The sequence below is a fragment of the Nocardia sp. NPDC052254 genome (genome assembly GCF_040679495.1).
In the GTDB taxonomy this organism is placed as follows: domain Bacteria; phylum Actinomycetota; class Actinomycetes; order Mycobacteriales; family Mycobacteriaceae; genus Nocardia.
In genome coordinates this window covers 71258-86484 of the sequence record NZ_JBFAUW010000004.1, presented here as the reverse complement: position 1 = coordinate 86484, position 15227 = coordinate 71258, and the positions used below count along the sequence as shown (strand labels likewise).

The window sequence follows — 15227 nt, the reverse complement described above, 5'->3', positions numbered from 1 at the left end:
GGACCGCTCACCGAGCCGAATTCGGAATCGGTGAATTCGGCTCAGTAACCGGTCAAGCGACGGTGATCGGTGGCGAAGTCGTCGGCGACCGTCGCCGCGAGTTCGACCAGGGCCCGCTTGGTGTTCTTGCCCAGCCGGGCCAGATCGATTTCGGCGCCCTCGGCGAGATGCGGGTCATAGGGGATCACGTGTACGGCGCGGCAGCGGGCCAGGAAGTACTCCCGCAGATGCTGGATCGCCACATTCGGTGACCCCTCGCGCGGCAGGTTGATCACCACGACGGCGTTGCGCACCAGGTGATCGTGACCGTGCAGCGACAACCAGTCCAGGGTCGCCGCCGCACTGCGCGCGCCGTCGATGGCCGAGGACGAGATCAGCACCAGCGAATGCGCGAGATCGAGGACACCGGCCATCGCCGAATGCATCAGTCCGGTACCGCAGTCGGTCAGGATGATGTTGTAGAACCGCTGCAGGACGCGCAGCACCTGGCGGTACTCGTCCTCGCTGAACGACTCCGATGCGGCCGGATCACGTTCGCTGGCAAGCACTTCCAGGCGGCTGGTGGCCTGTGAGGTGTGCCGGCGCACATCGCCGTAGCTGATCAGCGACTGATCCAGCAGCAGATCGCGCACCGAGGAACGGGTCTGCAGCGGAACCCGCTGCGACAGCGTGCCGAAGTCGGGGTTGGCGTCCACCGCGATGACGCGATCACCGCGGATCGAGGCGAAGATCGAACCGATACCCATGGTGGTGGTCGTCTTGCCGACACCGCCCTTCAGCGAGAGCGTCGCGATCCGGTAGTCGCCGCGCACCGGCTGCCGGATGCGTGCGACCAGCTCCTGCAGACGCATCTCCTCGGCCGACATGCCCGGATTGATCGCACCACCGGACATGTGGTGGACCGCGCGTCGCCAGCCCGATCCCGGCGCCTTCTTGGCGCGCCGCAACGGCACGTCCTCGAGCGCGGGCCCCAGGCCGTTCGGCGGATACTGCTGCGCCTGCTGCTGCGGGCCCTGCTGATATTGCCGGCCTTGCTGATACTGCTGGGCCTGCGGATTCTGATACTGCTGCGGTGCGCCCTGCTGGTATTGCTCGGCCGAACCCTGCTGTGGCCCTTGGGCATACGGGCTGGGCTGCGCGTACTGCTGGGGCTGGGAGTACTGGTCGGGCCGCTGCGGTGGCGCGTTCCACTGCGCGTCCGGGCCGGGTGCCGGTGGCGGCGTACTCGGCGGCGCCTGGGCGCCGCCCTGCCACTGCGCATCCGCGGTGGGCGGCGGCGATGGGTACCGATCCTGCTGGCGGCCGACCGGATTCGAGACCGGCGCCTGGTCGGGCCGCGGGTGCGGCTGCGACATCTCCCGGGGAACGACGGTCGTCGATTCCACATCGGCCACCGGTGGCATCGCTGCTGTCTGCGGCGGACCGGAATGTGCCGGGCGGAAGCCGGATTCCGGTGCCGGGGCATAGGGCGGCGGTACCGGAGCATCGGACAGTGACGGCGCCTGGGTGTCGGGTACGACTGGCTCCGGCTGTACCGGTGCGGAGGTCTGCGGTTGTACGGGGGAACCGGAATTGCCGGTCAGCCAGTTCGGCGGGGTCTGAGCATCGTTCGCCCGTTCATCGGGCTCCGCCGGAGCGGGCGCACTCGAAACGGCCTGGTGCGCAGCCTGATCGAACCCTGTGCCGGTCGCCGGCGGTTCCTGCGCCGTCGTGCTGTCGGACGCGTTCGTGCCGTGCGGGGACTGCCGGTCCACCGACTCCGGTCGCGCAATCGGCTGGGCGGCGGCCGAATCCGTGCCGTACTGCTCCGGAACGCCCAGACGCTGCGGGCCGGATCGTTCCGGCGCGGCCGCCTGCGACCAGTCGGGCAGGGGTGGTGGTGTGGGCGCGGCCTGCTGGGGCGGGCTGGGTGCGGGCTGCGGGGGCGACGGCGGCAGATCCGGTCGCCGGGTCACCCGCACGGTCATGTCCTCGCTCCCGCCCTCCGGCGGGTGTGGCGGGGCAGGCGGAATCGGCGGCCGGGATTCGGGCCGATGCGGTGCGGGCGGAAGTTGTTCACCCGGCCCGGGATCCGGTGGCGTCCGGTCCGCGGGCCGCAGCGGAGCCGGTGCGGGCGGATGTGCCTGCTGCTGCGGGGCGAGCGGTGGTTGTGCCGGGGGATAGGGCTGTTCCGGCGCCTGCGGCTGCGCGAACTGCTGCGGTGGTGCCGGGCGGTATTCCGTGGCGGCGCCGTGCGTGCCGTAGGCCTCGGGCTGCTGCCGACCCATCGGGCCGGTGCCGTGATCGCCACCGTTGCGCGGTGCGTCCGGCCGCGGTTCGTCGCGCGGCACAGCCGATTCCGGCGGCCCCCACGACGGTGCCGACTCGGGCTGCGACGCGTCCTCGGCCTTGTCCTTGCGCCGGGACTTGCGCTTCTTCTTCTCGGGCTCGTCGGTCTTGCGAGAGAACAACCGCCGCGAAACGCTGTCCTCGGGGATGAGCTCCTCGTGCGGCAGATTCTGGACCGGAGCCTCGTAACCGGTGGTGGTGACCTCGCTCTCCGACAGCCACGGCGGCAACATCGGGAGATCGTTGTTGTTACGGCTCACGGCAGCGCCTCGCCGCGGCTCGTGGTGATCGGATTCGAGGGCGCTGCGTCCACATTTCGCTCGCTGCGCACGCTCACGGGCGTCCCCCTGGGATCTGCGTTACCGATTTTCTGGACAGCCGGTAGTTTACGCGAGGGCCATCGACCGCGACGGGCGTCCTACCCCCCGCCGAGAAAACGGTCGAACGATATATCGCGGACCGACCGGACGCCGCGATTGCCCTTCGGTTGCGAGGTCGGGAGCGTATCGAGATGGCAGTCACCCCGGACGACGGAACCCGGCCGGTGCGGCTGGACGAACTCCCCGTCCGGCCGGTACATCGCAAGCTCGTCGCGCTGGTCGGCATGGGGCTGTTCTTCGATCTGTACGAGCTGTTCCTGGCCGGGACCATCACCGGTGTCCTGAAACAACAGCTGGATCTGTCGACCTATCAGCTCAGCGGCATCCTCGCCTCCGCCTTCGTCGGCCAGTTCCTCGGCGCGCTGGTCATCGGCCGGCTGTCGGATGTGTTCGGCCGCCGCCGCATGTTCATGATCAATATCGGGATGTACGCGGGCTTCACCCTGCTCGGTGCGTTCAGTCCGAACGTCTGGTTCCTGATGGCGACCCGGGTCCTGGCCGGACTCGGCATCGGCGCGGAGATGACGGTCTCGGACACCTATCTGTCCGAGGTGATGCCGCCGCAGGTGCGCGGCCGGATGATCGCGATCGCCTACACCATCGGCTTCTGTGCCGTCCCGACCGTGGGATTCCTGGCCCGCTGGCTGGTTCCACTGGAACCGTTCGGCACCGACGGCTGGCGCTGGCTGTTCGTATTCGGTGGCCTCGGGGCGGCGCTGGTGTTCGTCGCCCGCCGCCACATGCCGGAATCGCCACAGTGGCTGGCCCAGCACGAGGACACCGCCGGGGCCACTGCCGAGTCGTCCCGGAAGGTCGCCTTCGGCGAGATCCTGCGCCGCCCCGTTCGCGGCCGCACCCTGTTGTTCTCCGCGGTGATGGTCCTGCAGGTCTTCGGCTACTACGGATTCGGCACGCTCGCGGTGCTGGTGCTGCAGCACAAGGGGTTCACGGTGGTGAACTCGCTGGGCTATCTCACCATCACCTATCTGGGCTATCCGCTCGGTTCGATGCTGTCGATCCCGCTGATCGAACGGATCGAGCGCAAATATCTGGTGCTGATCTCGGCCGGCCTGATGGCGATCTTCGGACTGATCTTCGGATTCGCGACCAGCGTGCCGCTGATCCTGCTCTCCGGTGGACTGTTCACCCTGGCCAGCAACGTCTTCTCCAACGCCCTGCACACCTATCTCCCGGAGTCGTTCCCCACGACGGTGCGCGGCACCGCTTCGGGGACCACCTACGCACTGTCGAAACTCAGCACCGCGATTCAGCCGTTCCTGCTGTTGCCGCTGCTGGACAACCACGGGCCGGGCACGGTGTTCACGGTGATCACGATCGCGCTGGTGCTGATGATCGGATTGATCGCGGCCTGGGGTCCGCTGACGGGCCGCGGGCCGCTCGCCGCCCGGTGACGGGCCGGGTCCGCGGACGAGGTCCGACCCGGAGTGGTGGCATGGTAAGTCGGCTCGAAGCGGGCGGCAAGGGGCGCATTTGGCCGGATCGCAGGCACGCAGGTAAGCTTGGTCGGCGGTGCATCTACCCGACGTCTGTTCGTGCCCATGTGACATGCATGTTGGCATGTGACCTATGTCGAGTATGGCACCACGTCGACTGGAGTGCACCGGTAACTGCAGTGACAAGCTAGCCGAAGAGTTGAGACCACACCGGGTTTCAACGTAAGCGGGATCGCGGAGGATATGGCGAAGAAAGACGGGGCCATCGAGGTCGAGGGTCGAGTTATCGAGCCGCTGCCCAATGCGATGTTCCGCATCGAGCTGGAGAACGGTCACAAGGTTCTCGCGCACATCAGCGGCAAGATGCGTCAGCACTACATTCGCATCCTGCCCGAGGACCGCGTGGTCGTGGAGCTGTCGCCCTACGACCTGTCCCGCGGTCGCATCGTCTACCGCTACAAGTGAGAAGTGAATCGAGCGGGCGCACTCCGCTCGCGGGATGCGCTCGCTGAACTCGATTCACTTGGTGTTGTGTGGGGGTACGACCCGCACACCCCGTCCGGCGGGGCTCCGCCCCCCGGACCCCCGAAGACTTCCAGGGCCGCGGTCCTGGAGAAGTGCCCCGGTCGTACGGCCGGGGAACACCTGTGTTTGCACCCTGTGTGAACCACAACCAGATTGGACGGACGTGAAGGTTCAGCCGAGCGTCAAGAAGATCTGCGAGAAGTGCAAGGTGATCCGCCGTAACGGCCGGGTCATGGTGATCTGCGACAACCTGCGTCACAAGCAGCGTCAGGGCTGAGTCCTGGGCTGTACCCCGACGCAGGGGTTCACCAGCCAAGCACCGAACGCAGTTCGGATTGGCACATCAAGAAGACCTCCCAGCGCCAGTCGCCCGTCGGCGAGCCCGCGGTTCGGAAACGAACTCCCGGGCGGACGAGTGACCTACCCCCGGAACGGAGGCCGGGGCCCCATTCGAGGGGACGGACAGGGAGCAGACCTCCGCAACAGTTAAGGAACCTGCCACATGGCACGTCTGATGGGCGTCGACCTCCCGCGCGAAAAGCGCATGGAGATCGCGCTGACCTACATTTTCGGAATCGGTCGTACCCGTTCCCACGAGATCCTGGCCGCCACCGGCGTCAGCCCGGACCTGCGCTCGAAGGATCTCAGCGACGACGACGTCACCCGGTTGCGCGATTACATCGAGGCGTCGGATCTCAAGGTCGAAGGTGACCTGCGCCGCGAGGTGCAGGCCGACATCCGTCGCAAGATCGAGATCGGCTGCTACCAGGGCATCCGCCATCGCCGCCACCTGCCGGTGCGCGGACAGCGGACCAAGACCAATGCGCGCACGCGCAAGGGTCCGAAGAAGACCGTCGCCGGCAAGAAGAAGTAGGGATAGCTGAATGCCTCCTAAGAGTCGGGCCTCCGGCCCCAAGAAGTCCCAGAAGGCGCGTCGCAGGGACAAGAAGAACGTCCCCCACGGCCACGCGCACATCAAGTCCACGTTCAACAACACGATCGTCTCGATCACCGACCCCGAGGGCAACGTCATCGCGTGGGCCTCGTCCGGTCACGTCGGTTTCAAGGGTTCGCGTAAGTCGACCCCGTTCGCCGCGCAGCTCGCTGCCGAGAACGCTGCCCGCAAGGCGCAGGAGAACGGCGTCAAGAAGGTCGACGTGTTCGTCAAGGGTCCGGGTTCGGGCCGTGAGACCGCGATCCGCTCGCTGCAGGCCACCGGCCTCGAGGTGGGCACGATCTCCGACGTCACCCCGCAGCCGCACAACGGCTGCCGTCCGCCCAAGCGGCGTCGCGTCTAGCGGGAAAGGATTTAGCGAAAAATGGCTCGTTATACAGGCCCCATCACCCGCAAGTCGCGTCGTCTGCGTGTCGACCTCGTCGGAGGCGACCAGGCGTTCGAGCGTCGTCCCTACCCGCCCGGCCAGCACGGCCGCGCGCGGATCAAGGAGAGCGAGTACCTGCTCCAGCTGCAGGAGAAGCAGAAGGCCCGCTTCACCTACGGCATCATGGAGAAGCAGTTCAGCCGGTACTACAAGGAAGCCAACCGGCAGAAGGGCAAGACCGGCGACAACCTGCTGCGTCTGCTCGAGACCCGGCTGGACAACGTCGTGTACCGCGCCGGTCTGGCCCGTACCCGCCGCCAGGCTCGCCAGCTGGTCTCGCACGGTCACTTCACCGTGAACAACCGCAAGGTCAACGTCCCCAGCTTCCAGGTCTCCCAGTACGACATCATCGATGTCAAGGAGAAGTCGCTGCCGACGCTGCCGTTCCAGGTCGCTCGCGAGACCATCGGCGACCGCCCGAACGCGGGCTGGCTGCAGGTCGTCCCGAACCGGCTGCGGATCCTGGTCCACCAGCTTCCGGAGCGCGCGCAGATCGATGTGCCGCTGAACGAACAGCTCATCGTCGAGTACTACTCGAAGTAAGCCGTTCGTGCTGCTGGTGGGTGAGCGTGCCCGGCATGCTCACCCACACCCCAGTTCGTGGGCGTCAAATAGCGGGCGCCCCTGAAGGAGGAGATCCTCATGCTGATTTCACAGCGACCCACACTGGCCGAAGAGGTCTTGGCCGAGAACCGCTCGAAGTTCACCATCGAACCGCTCGAGCCGGGCTTCGGTTACACCCTCGGCAATTCGCTGCGCCGTACCCTGCTGTCCTCGATTCCGGGGGCCGCGGTGACCAGCATCCGCATCGACGGTGTGCTGCACGAGTTCACCACCGTCCCGGGTGTGAAGGAAGATGTCACCGACATCATCCTGAACCTCAAGGGCCTGGTCGTGTCGTCCGAAGAGGACGAGCCGGTCACCATGTACGTGCGCAAGCAGGGCCCGGGCACCGTCACCGCCGGTGACATCGTCCCGCCGGCCGGTGTGACCGTGCACAACCCGGATATGCACATCGCCACCCTGAACGACAAGGGCAAGCTGGAGATCGAGCTCGTCGTCGAGCGTGGTCGCGGTTACGTCCCCGCCGTGCAGAACAAGGCCTCGGGTGCGGAAATCGGCCGGATCCCGGTGGATTCGATCTACTCGCCGGTGCTGAAGGTGACCTACAAGGTCGAGGCCACCCGTGTCGAGCAGCGCACCGACTTCGACCGGCTCATCCTGGATGTCGAGACCAAGAACTCGATCTCCCCGCGGGATGCGCTGGCGTCGGCCGGTAAGACCCTGGTCGAGCTGTTCGGCCTGGCGCGTGAGCTCAACGTGGAGGCCGAGGGTATCGAGATCGGCCCCAGCCCGGCCGAGGCGGATCACATCGCCTCGTTCGCGCTGCCGATCGAGGACCTGGACCTCACCGTGCGTTCGTACAACTGCCTCAAGCGCGAGGGTGTGCACACCGTCGGCGAGCTGGTTGCGCGTACCGAGTCGGATCTGCTGGACATCCGCAACTTCGGCCAGAAGTCCATCGACGAGGTGAAGGTCAAGCTGCATTCGCTCGGCCTGTCGTTGAAGGACAGCCCGGCCTCCTTCGATCCGTCCAGCGTCGTCGGTTACGACGCCGCCACCGGAACCTGGAGTGACAGCGGCTCCTTCGGCGATGCAGACAACGGCGAGCAGGACTACGCCGAAACCGAACAGCTCTAGGCCACTCGGGGTGCCAGCCCCGGTTCGGCCTTCCCAAAGGAGAACAACCAATGCCCAAGCCCAAGAAGGGTGCTCGCTTCGGCGGGTCGGCGTCGCACCAGAAGGCGATCTTCGCCAATCTGGCCACGGCGCTCTTCGAGCACGGTCGGATCACGACCACCGAGGCCAAGGCCAAGGCGCTGCGCCCCTACGCCGAGAAGCTGGTCACCAAGGCCAAGGCCGGTACGCTGGCCGACCGCCGCGAGGTGCTCAAGGTCATCCGCAACAAGGATGTCCTGCACGAGCTCTTCGCGAACATCGGACCGTCGTTCGAGGGTCGCGACGGTGGCTACACCCGCATCATCAAGACCATCCCCCGCAAGGGTGACAACGCGCCGATGGCGATCATCGAGCTGGTCCGGGAGCAGACCGTGACCAACGAGGCCGATCGCGCTCGCCGGGTCGCCGCTCAGCAGGCCAAGACCGAGACCGCCGAGGCGAAGGCCGAAGAGGCCACCGAGGCTGCCGAGGTCGAGGAGTCCGCCGAGGCTCCCGCCGAAGACAAGGCGGAATGAGCTGGTCCCCGCCGCGTGCGGGGACTTTCTCAACTGCGTCGGGAATTCATGAGAGAGCCCGCCGTCCCCTCCGGGTCGGCGGGCTTCACTCATATTAGCCAGGAGATTGCTGTGACCGTGGAGGATTCGGAGGCAACCTCGGTTGCGGTTCGAGTACGGCTCGATATCGCCTACGACGGCACCGACTTCACCGGCTGGGCCCGTCAGCCCGGCCTGCGCACCGTGCAGGGCGTCCTCGAGGAGTCGCTGAGCAAGGTTCTGCGCGAGCCTATTCAGTTGACGGTGGCCGGTCGTACCGACGCGGGCGTGCACGCCGAAGGTCAGGTCGCCCACTTCGACACCGCCGCCGGTCCCGACTACGGCAAACTTCTGCACCGGCTGGCGCGGTTCCTGCCGAAGGATGTGCGGGTCACCGGAATTCGCACGGCACCGCCGGAGTTCGATGCTCGCTTCTCCGCGATCCGCCGCCACTACGCCTACCGGCTGACCACCGCTGCCTATGGCGCACCGCCGCTGCTGGCTCGCAGCGTGGTCGCTTGCCGCCCGGGGGTCGATCTCGACGCCATGCGTGTGGCATCGCGAAAGCTGTTGGGCCTGCACGATTTCGCCGCGTTCTGCCGGCGCCGGGAGGGCGCCACCACGGTGCGGGAACTGCAGCGTTTCGAGTGGGTCACGAGTCCGATCGGTACGCTCGGCGCTCCCCGCATCGATGGTTTCGCCGCCGGCTTCGAGGCGGTCTCGGCCGTCGAACCGGCGGCGACCGATGGCTCGGCGGGCGATGCCGAGATCGGGGCCGCCCGTATGCTCACCGCCTACGTGAGCGCCGACGCCTTCTGCTGGTCCATGGTCCGCAGCCTGGTGGGCGCGGTCCTGGCGGTAGGGGAGGGGCGCCGCACCCCGGAATGGGTGGAATCCCTTCTCGCGCAACGTGAACGATCCAGTGCGGTGACTGTCGCTCCCGCGCACGGCCTCAGCCTGATCGCCGTCGACTACCCGGCCGACGCGGATCTGGCCGCCCGGAATGCGGAAACCCGCGAGATGCGGACGGTTCCGCGTCCGGAAGGGTGCTGCGGCGACTGACACCGCGGCCGGTCGGGTGCGGGTCGCATGCGCCCGGAATGTTCGCGACCGGAGGTGTCGATGCCGGCCATCGATGCGGACGGGCAGTCGCATGTCTTCGCCGTTTCACGGAATAGTCCGTACCGGGGCCGGGTTCGCACCGGATATGACTGAACGTGCGCGGAACACGGGAATCGGAAAATTCGGTGTCTGGCGGTACTACGCCGGTTTCGAGCCTGGGCAGGCTCGGGAGCTGGAGACGCTCGGATACAGCACCCTCTGGCTCGGGGGATCGCCGCCCGCGGAGTTGCCGGCGGTGGAATCGTTGCTGGACGAGACCGAGAATCTGACGGTCGGGACGAGCATCGTCAATATCTGGTCGGCGCCGGCCGCGCAGGTGGCGGAGTCGTTCCATCGCATCGACCAGCGGTTTCCGGGTCGGTTCATTCTCGGCTTCGGGGCCGGCCATCCCGAGCAGGATTCGGACTTCCGTAAGCCCTACGACGCGCTCGTCGACTATGTGGACGTCCTCGACGCGAACGGGGTGCCCAAGCAGCAGCTCGCGTTGGCTGCCCTCGGCCCACGGGTCCTGAAATTGTCGGCCGACCGCACGGCCGGTGCCCTGCCGTATCTGGTGACCGCAGAGCACACTCGGCGGGCCCGCGAAATTCTCGGCCCGGATGCGCTACTCGTCCCCGAGCACAAGATCTCGTTCGACACCGATCCGGTCCAGGCGCGGCTGACCGCTCGACCGCGCACCGAGTTCTACCTGAACCTGCGGAACTACGTCGCGAATCTGCGCCGGCTGGGCTTCGCCGACGAGGATCTGACCCCGCCCGGCAGCGATCGGCTGATCGACGCACTGGCCCTGCACGGCACCGCCGATCAGATCGCCGACGCGCTGGTCGAACATCTGAAGGTGGGGGCGGACCAGGTCGCCATCCAGGTCACCGACGAGGACCATATCGGGGTGCTGCGCGCCTTGGCCCCCGCACTCGCCGCCCGCGTGTGATCGGCCGCCCGGCCGGGGTCGGAGATTCGGTTGGACCACCGGATCCGCGCGATCCCGCCCGGGCGCCGACGGTGCTCCGCGGCGCGTCCGGCCTCAGGAGCGGACCAGCCGGGCGATGGCGTCGGTGGCCTCTTTGATCTTGGCGTCCGCTTCCGGACCGCCCTGTACCGCGGCATCGACCACACAGTGGCTGATGTGGTCCTCGAGCAGGCCCATCGCGACCGCCTGCAGTGCCTTGGTCATGGCCGAGACCTGGGTGAGGATATCGATGCAGTACTTCTCCTCTTCGACCATGCGCTGCAGGCCACGCGCCTGACCCTCGATCCGGCGCAGCCGCTTGAGGTAGTCCTCCTTGGCTGTGATGTAGCCGTGGCTGGCGTGGTCGTGTCCGACCTGATCCTCGGTCACCGGCTGTTCCTCACTCCCACCCCGGTTCGCTAATACCCCCCTAGGGTACAGTATCCGGTCGTCGTTGTCAGGGTACGGCCTCGCGGCCGAGGCGACTGCACCCGGTGTGACGGGGTACGCGAGAATCGGGGGCATGAGCTCCCTGTCCCGTCCCGCCCTCGCCATCATCGGCGGTACGGGCTTCTACGACTTCTTCGGCGACGACGCGACCACCCTCGAGGTGGATACGCCCTACGGTGCGCCGAGCGCGCCGATCACCGTCGGTGAGGTCGAGGGGCGCCGGGTCGCGTTTCTGCCGCGGCACGGGCGCAAACACGAGTACTCGCCGCACACCGTGCCGTACCTGGCCAACATGTGGGCGCTGCGCTCGGTCGGGGTGCGCCGGATCTTCGCGCCGTGCGCGGTCGGCAGTCTGCGCGCCGACTGGGGACCCGGCACCGTGGCGGTGCCCGATCAGCTGGTCGATCGCACCTCGGGCCGGGATCAGACCTATTTCGACAACGGCGGCATCCACATCTCCTTCGCCGATCCCTACTGCGATGAATTGCGTTCGGCCGCCACGAGCTCCGCGGTGCCCGAGCTGCCGCTGCACGACGCCGCGACCATGGTCGTGGTGCAGGGCCCCCGTTTCTCCACCCGGGCCGAGAGTCGCTGGTTCGCCGGACAGGGCTGGGAACTGGTGAACATGACCGGATATCCGGAGGCGGTCCTCGCTCGCGAGCTCGAAATGTGTTATGCCGCAATCGCTCTGGTCACCGACCTGGACGCCGGGCTGGAAGCGGGTGAAGGTGTCAGCGCCGCCGCGGTATTCGCCGAATTCGAGCGGAATCTGGTGCCGTTCAAGACGCTGGTGCGGCGTGCGGTCGCCGCGGTCGAGCAGGAGGGGACCTGTGCCCGCTGCGCGGTGCACGAGGGTGTGACACTGCCGTTCGAACTGCCCTGACGCCGGTGCCGTCAGCGATTCCGCAGATCGATCCTGGCCAGGGCGAAATGCGGGATCCCGGTGCCGTCCGGTCCGTGCGGCAGGGGTGAGACCTCGGCGTCGACGGTGATCCAGCCACCGCCGACGGCCGCCAGTCGCACCCCCGGCAGCGAGATCGACGACGCGCCCGCACGGATGTCGTGGCGCGCGGCGATGATTCGCTCGCGATCGGCGGGATGGGGCAGTGCACGCTCATCGGTGCCACCGGTCCAGTCGAGACCGGGAACGGGCGGGCTGATCCACCGGATCACCCGGATCCGATCGGTGTCCAGGACCACCAGATACATCCCGGGGTTCCGGCTGAGAAGCGTGTCCACCGTCGCCGCCTCGAACGACTTGGCCTGGGGGGCGATACTGTCGGTGATATCGGCCAGTAGACCGCGCCACAGGTTCGGATCGTCGGTGGCGTTGCGGGTGGCCATCATCAGGGTGCGCAGGCCATCGGCGGTGCGTACGACCAGCTCACCGCACCAGCGCGATCCCGGTGTCCCGTGCGCCACCGTGGCGGCCAGATCCAGGGCGTCGTCGAAACGTTCGACGTATTCGAAGGATTCGGCGCCCACCCACACCGAGCGCCGCCGATGGAACGCCGGTCCCGGCGTCGCGGAACGTACTTCGGTCGCGCGGGTGCGGGTATCGAGCAGCTGGGTCGCGACCGGCGGGGGCGCGGGCGCGGTGTCCGGCCCCACCCACATCTGGACCGCGTGCACCCGGTCGTCGGGCCCGGGCAGCGGAACGGCGCGGGCGTGGTGACCGGACCAGGCGTGGCGCGATTTCGGCAGCTGCCGTTCCACGATCTCGCCGCTCACGGCGGCCGCCGTGAGGATCGGCATCAGGCGGGCGGGAACGGTGCGAGCCAACGATTTCCAGCGTCGCGGCGTGGTGTCGACAGCGAGGACGGACCAGGTCGCGGGGACGTCGAGTGTCTCGATCAGCAACCAGTGCCCGAGAATCACGCTTCGTCCCCTCCCGATCGGTTCGCGGTGCCGTCCCGTCCCCTGCTCGTCGCCGACGAACATCGTGCCGGATGTCGTCGGGCCCGCGCGCACAGGGGTCGGGTGGCGTGGCTGCCGACTAGGCTGGGCGGATGGACGATCCGTTGCGGCTCGAGGTCATCGTGGCCAGTGTCCGGCCCGAGCGGTTCGCGCCGGTGGTGGCCGACTGGTTCCTGCGCACCGCTCGCGCGGACGGTGGTCTCGACGTCGGCGTCATCGATCTGGCGCACACTCCGCTGCCGGTGGATCTGACCGCCGGCCCGGAGGTCGAGGCGTACGGGCGGCGGATCGGTGCGGCGGACGGATTCATCGTCGTCACCTCCGAGTACAACCACGGTTATCCGGCCGCGCTGAAGACCGCACTGGATGTGTGCAAGCGCGAATGGCGTGCCAAACCCATCGGATTTGTGAGTTACGGCGGGCTGTCGGGCGGTCTGCGGGCCGTCGAGCAGTTGCGTCAGGTGGTCGCGGAACTGCACATGGTCTCGATCCGCGAGACCGTGAGTTTTCACGAGGCGAAACGGAAGTTCGACGCCGCCGGCGAGACCGCGGACGGCGCCGCGATCGACGCCGCCCAGCGTCTGCTCCGGCAATGGTCCTGGTGGGCAGGGCATTTGCGTGCCGCTCGCGCGGCCGATCCCTACCCGGGGTGATACGCCTCGCGGACTAGCGGCGTGCGGTAGCGGCGCGGCGCCGGGGCTGCGGCTGCGGCTGTTGCTGCGGTGCCGGGCGGCGGCCCCGGGGATCGCCGATATAGGTGGTTTCCCGCGGAATCGAGACCAGCGTCAGATCGACCTGCGCGGTACCGGTCCGCATCACCACGTGGTTGCCCATCGCACCGGGCTGGTGGATCGACAGATCCGGCTTGGTGGCCGGCCAGCCCATCGGGTCACCGGTCAGGTAGATCGTGGTGACACCCGCGTGCGGGGCCGGTGCGAGAACACCGTCGACCACGGCGGCGGTGAAACCGGCATCGCTCTGATGGGTCTCCACCGCGATGGTCAGCCGCTCGGGATTGCCGATGGTGGACACCAGCTGCTCCCACGCCTGCGGGCGATCGGTACGGACCAGGATCCGCTCACCGACCGCCAGCGCGCGGAACACCAGCTGCTGTGCCAGATACAGCTCGCCGGCCACGTAGACCGCCGAAATGCCCTGGCCGACAAGACGAACCGCGACACCGTTGCCCTCCGCGTCCGAGCCGATCAGCTGGCCGCAGCCGGAGGAGGGCAGATGCAGCACACCCACGACGTCGATCGGGTACTGACTCATCGGGACGGTGTCGTCCATACCCGGGATGGCGATCGGCAGATGCGCGAGCAGGCTCTGGCGGTGGCGGCCGCTCAGCGACACCATGCCCTTGCTCTTGGTCTTCTCCGGCAGTTCGCGCGCGGTGAGCCGCCAGGCGGCGCCGATGTGCACCGTCTCCGCCGAGGTGCCCGGGCGCAGCCGCACCGTCACGGTCGTTCCGCGCGAGGGGGCGACCCACAGTTGCGCCAGCAGATCCGAGCCCAGCTGCTTCGGATCGACCGCGGCGCCGATGTTGACACCGTTGCCCAGCTCGGCACAGCGCCAGCGCTGGGTCAGTTCGCGCGGGTCGACCCCGGCGCTGATCTGCCACACGGCCTTGCGGATCTCCGGCGCGGTGAGCACACGTGAGGAGCAGTCGGCGTCCTCGAGTGCCCGCACGATGCGCTGGGTGGCGATGGTGACCGCGCGGCCCGCGCCCTCGGTGCCGCCGCCACGACGGGAGGTGGCTTCCGGGCAGCTCAGGGCGTCGAAACTGATTGCGAGCCAGACGGTTCGGTGCGCGGTCGCGGGTAGCGGCCCGAGCAGCGATTCGTAGATCGGGCCGGCGGGCGTGCCCGAGCGGCTGCGGTGACCGTGGCTGATGATGTCGATGCCCGACAGCAGGATGTCGTGCTGGCTGAGGCACTGCGCCAGTTCGGGCAGCGGCAGCAGATGTGATGCGTGCACGGTGTTGCGGTCGATGCGGGTGAGCCCGCCGCGGGGCGGCAGCACCTCGACGACGGCGACGACCCGGCTGCCCTCCCAATACAGGCCCAGTGAGCGGCCGTCCGGCCCGCGGAAGTCGACGGTGTCGCCCAGGTCGTAGTCTTGACGCGTGAAATAGCGCCATACGGTGGCGATCCAGGATGCGATGGTGCGTTTGCCGATCGGGATCAGGATGAGCAGGCCGGCCACGATCGCCGCGCCCAGCGCGTACCAGCCCGGTAGGCCCGTGACGAGTACGGCGATTCCGACGACCAAACCCAGTACCTGCGCGGCCAGCAGGTTCGGTAGCGAGATTCGTCCGAGGAGCGGGCGGCTGTCGGTACCGCTGGATTCGGCCATCATCGTCCCCCAAGTACCCGGTGCCGGCCGATGCATCGACGGCCGAGCTGAACTTCAGTCCCGCTGAACTGTACTGTGTTGGGCGAACGCGA

Annotated in this window: 16 protein-coding genes; 12 read left to right on the top strand and 4 right to left on the bottom strand. The window is 67.8% G+C overall.

The window, feature by feature from the left end:
• Positions 1–41 precede the first annotated feature (41 nt).
• Positions 42–1355 carry an AAA family ATPase gene (locus AB0L57_RS12640; RefSeq protein ID WP_364961353.1) on the bottom strand — a complete coding sequence of 438 codons (1314 nt, stop codon included), beginning with the start codon at positions 1353–1355 and terminating at the stop codon, positions 42–44.
• 1484 nt (positions 1356–2839) lie between these two features.
• Here AB0L57_RS12640 and AB0L57_RS12635 point away from each other — a divergent pair.
• The 10 genes from AB0L57_RS12635 to AB0L57_RS12590 all read left to right on the top strand — a co-directional run bounded on the left by AB0L57_RS12635 (position 2840) and on the right by AB0L57_RS12590 (position 10395).
• On the top strand, positions 2840–4120 hold the full coding sequence (locus AB0L57_RS12635) for an MFS transporter (RefSeq protein WP_364960766.1): 1281 nt from the start codon (positions 2840–2842) through the stop codon (positions 4118–4120).
• 285 nt (positions 4121–4405) lie between these two features.
• A complete protein-coding gene (gene infA / locus AB0L57_RS12630; RefSeq protein WP_003886926.1) occupies positions 4406–4627 on the top strand; it encodes a translation initiation factor IF-1 in 222 nt (73 codons plus the stop codon).
• Positions 4628–4850: 223 nt separating this feature from the next.
• Entirely contained in the window at positions 4851–4964 is a 114-nt protein-coding gene (gene rpmJ, locus AB0L57_RS12625) for a 50S ribosomal protein L36 (RefSeq protein ID WP_025347279.1), read from the top strand.
• A gap of 225 nt (positions 4965–5189) precedes the next feature.
• Positions 5190–5561 (top strand): 30S ribosomal protein S13, encoded by a 372-nt coding sequence (gene rpsM / locus AB0L57_RS12620; RefSeq protein WP_067880929.1) that lies wholly within the window; start codon positions 5190–5192, stop codon positions 5559–5561.
• 10 nt (positions 5562–5571) lie between these two features.
• Positions 5572–5985: a 30S ribosomal protein S11 gene (gene rpsK, locus AB0L57_RS12615; protein ID WP_364960763.1), complete on the top strand. Its 414-nt coding sequence runs from the start codon at positions 5572–5574 to the stop codon at positions 5983–5985.
• A 21-nt stretch (positions 5986–6006) separates the two neighbouring features.
• Entirely contained in the window at positions 6007–6612 is a 606-nt protein-coding gene (rpsD, locus tag AB0L57_RS12610; RefSeq protein WP_364960761.1) for a 30S ribosomal protein S4, read from the top strand.
• A gap of 99 nt (positions 6613–6711) precedes the next feature.
• Positions 6712–7770: a DNA-directed RNA polymerase subunit alpha gene (locus AB0L57_RS12605; protein ID WP_030513445.1), complete on the top strand. Its 1059-nt coding sequence runs from the start codon at positions 6712–6714 to the stop codon at positions 7768–7770.
• Between the two features lie 50 nt (positions 7771–7820).
• Positions 7821–8324 carry a 50S ribosomal protein L17 gene (gene rplQ / locus AB0L57_RS12600; RefSeq protein WP_364960760.1) on the top strand — a complete coding sequence of 168 codons (504 nt, stop codon included), beginning with the start codon at positions 7821–7823 and terminating at the stop codon, positions 8322–8324.
• A 111-nt stretch (positions 8325–8435) separates the two neighbouring features.
• Positions 8436–9404, top strand: coding sequence for a tRNA pseudouridine synthase A (locus AB0L57_RS12595; protein ID WP_364960758.1), 969 nt, complete (start codon positions 8436–8438; stop codon positions 9402–9404).
• A gap of 145 nt (positions 9405–9549) precedes the next feature.
• Positions 9550–10395, top strand: coding sequence for an LLM class F420-dependent oxidoreductase (locus tag AB0L57_RS12590; protein ID WP_364960756.1), 846 nt, complete (start codon positions 9550–9552; stop codon positions 10393–10395).
• A 93-nt stretch (positions 10396–10488) separates the two neighbouring features.
• On the opposite strand, the gene AB0L57_RS12585 is transcribed toward AB0L57_RS12590, so the two are convergent.
• Positions 10489–10803, bottom strand: a complete 315-nt coding sequence (locus AB0L57_RS12585) for a metal-sensitive transcriptional regulator (protein WP_358203594.1) — start codon at positions 10801–10803, stop codon at positions 10489–10491.
• Positions 10804–10936: 133 nt separating this feature from the next.
• On the opposite strand from AB0L57_RS12585, the gene AB0L57_RS12580 reads away from it, so the two are divergent.
• The gene (locus AB0L57_RS12580) at positions 10937–11746 is read left to right on the top strand and encodes an S-methyl-5'-thioadenosine phosphorylase (protein ID WP_364960754.1); all 810 of its coding nucleotides are present in this window, start codon (positions 10937–10939) and stop codon (positions 11744–11746) included.
• Positions 11747–11757: 11 nt separating this feature from the next.
• On the opposite strand, the gene AB0L57_RS12575 is transcribed toward AB0L57_RS12580, so the two are convergent.
• Positions 11758–12741 carry a GAF domain-containing protein gene (locus AB0L57_RS12575; protein ID WP_364960752.1) on the bottom strand — a complete coding sequence of 328 codons (984 nt, stop codon included), beginning with the start codon at positions 12739–12741 and terminating at the stop codon, positions 11758–11760.
• 131 nt (positions 12742–12872) lie between these two features.
• Between AB0L57_RS12575 and AB0L57_RS12570 the strand changes: the two genes are divergently transcribed.
• Positions 12873–13433 (top strand): NAD(P)H-dependent oxidoreductase, encoded by a 561-nt coding sequence (locus AB0L57_RS12570; protein ID WP_364960750.1) that lies wholly within the window; start codon positions 12873–12875, stop codon positions 13431–13433.
• Between the two features lie 13 nt (positions 13434–13446).
• On the opposite strand, the gene eccE is transcribed toward AB0L57_RS12570, so the two are convergent.
• Entirely contained in the window at positions 13447–15135 is a 1689-nt protein-coding gene (eccE, locus tag AB0L57_RS12565) for a type VII secretion protein EccE (RefSeq protein WP_364960748.1), read from the bottom strand.
• Positions 15136–15227: the final 92 nt, after the last annotated feature.

Coding starts and splice junctions, on each gene's coding strand:
- AB0L57_RS12640 (WP_364961353.1), bottom strand. CDS start 1,355: ATGTCGCAGCCGCACCCGCGGCCCGACCAGGCGCCGGTCTCGAATCCG.
- AB0L57_RS12635 (WP_364960766.1), top strand. CDS start 2,840: ATGGCAGTCACCCCGGACGACGGAACCCGGCCGGTGCGGCTGGACGAA.
- infA (WP_003886926.1), top strand. CDS start 4,406: ATGGCGAAGAAAGACGGGGCCATCGAGGTCGAGGGTCGAGTTATCGAG.
- rpsM (WP_067880929.1), top strand. CDS start 5,190: ATGGCACGTCTGATGGGCGTCGACCTCCCGCGCGAAAAGCGCATGGAG.
- rpsK (WP_364960763.1), top strand. CDS start 5,572: ATGCCTCCTAAGAGTCGGGCCTCCGGCCCCAAGAAGTCCCAGAAGGCG.
- rpsD (WP_364960761.1), top strand. CDS start 6,007: ATGGCTCGTTATACAGGCCCCATCACCCGCAAGTCGCGTCGTCTGCGT.
- AB0L57_RS12605 (WP_030513445.1), top strand. CDS start 6,712: ATGCTGATTTCACAGCGACCCACACTGGCCGAAGAGGTCTTGGCCGAG.
- rplQ (WP_364960760.1), top strand. CDS start 7,821: ATGCCCAAGCCCAAGAAGGGTGCTCGCTTCGGCGGGTCGGCGTCGCAC.
- AB0L57_RS12590 (WP_364960756.1), top strand. CDS start 9,550: ATGACTGAACGTGCGCGGAACACGGGAATCGGAAAATTCGGTGTCTGG.
- AB0L57_RS12580 (WP_364960754.1), top strand. CDS start 10,937: ATGAGCTCCCTGTCCCGTCCCGCCCTCGCCATCATCGGCGGTACGGGC.
- AB0L57_RS12570 (WP_364960750.1), top strand. CDS start 12,873: ATGGACGATCCGTTGCGGCTCGAGGTCATCGTGGCCAGTGTCCGGCCC.
- eccE (WP_364960748.1), bottom strand. CDS start 15,135: ATGGCCGAATCCAGCGGTACCGACAGCCGCCCGCTCCTCGGACGAATC.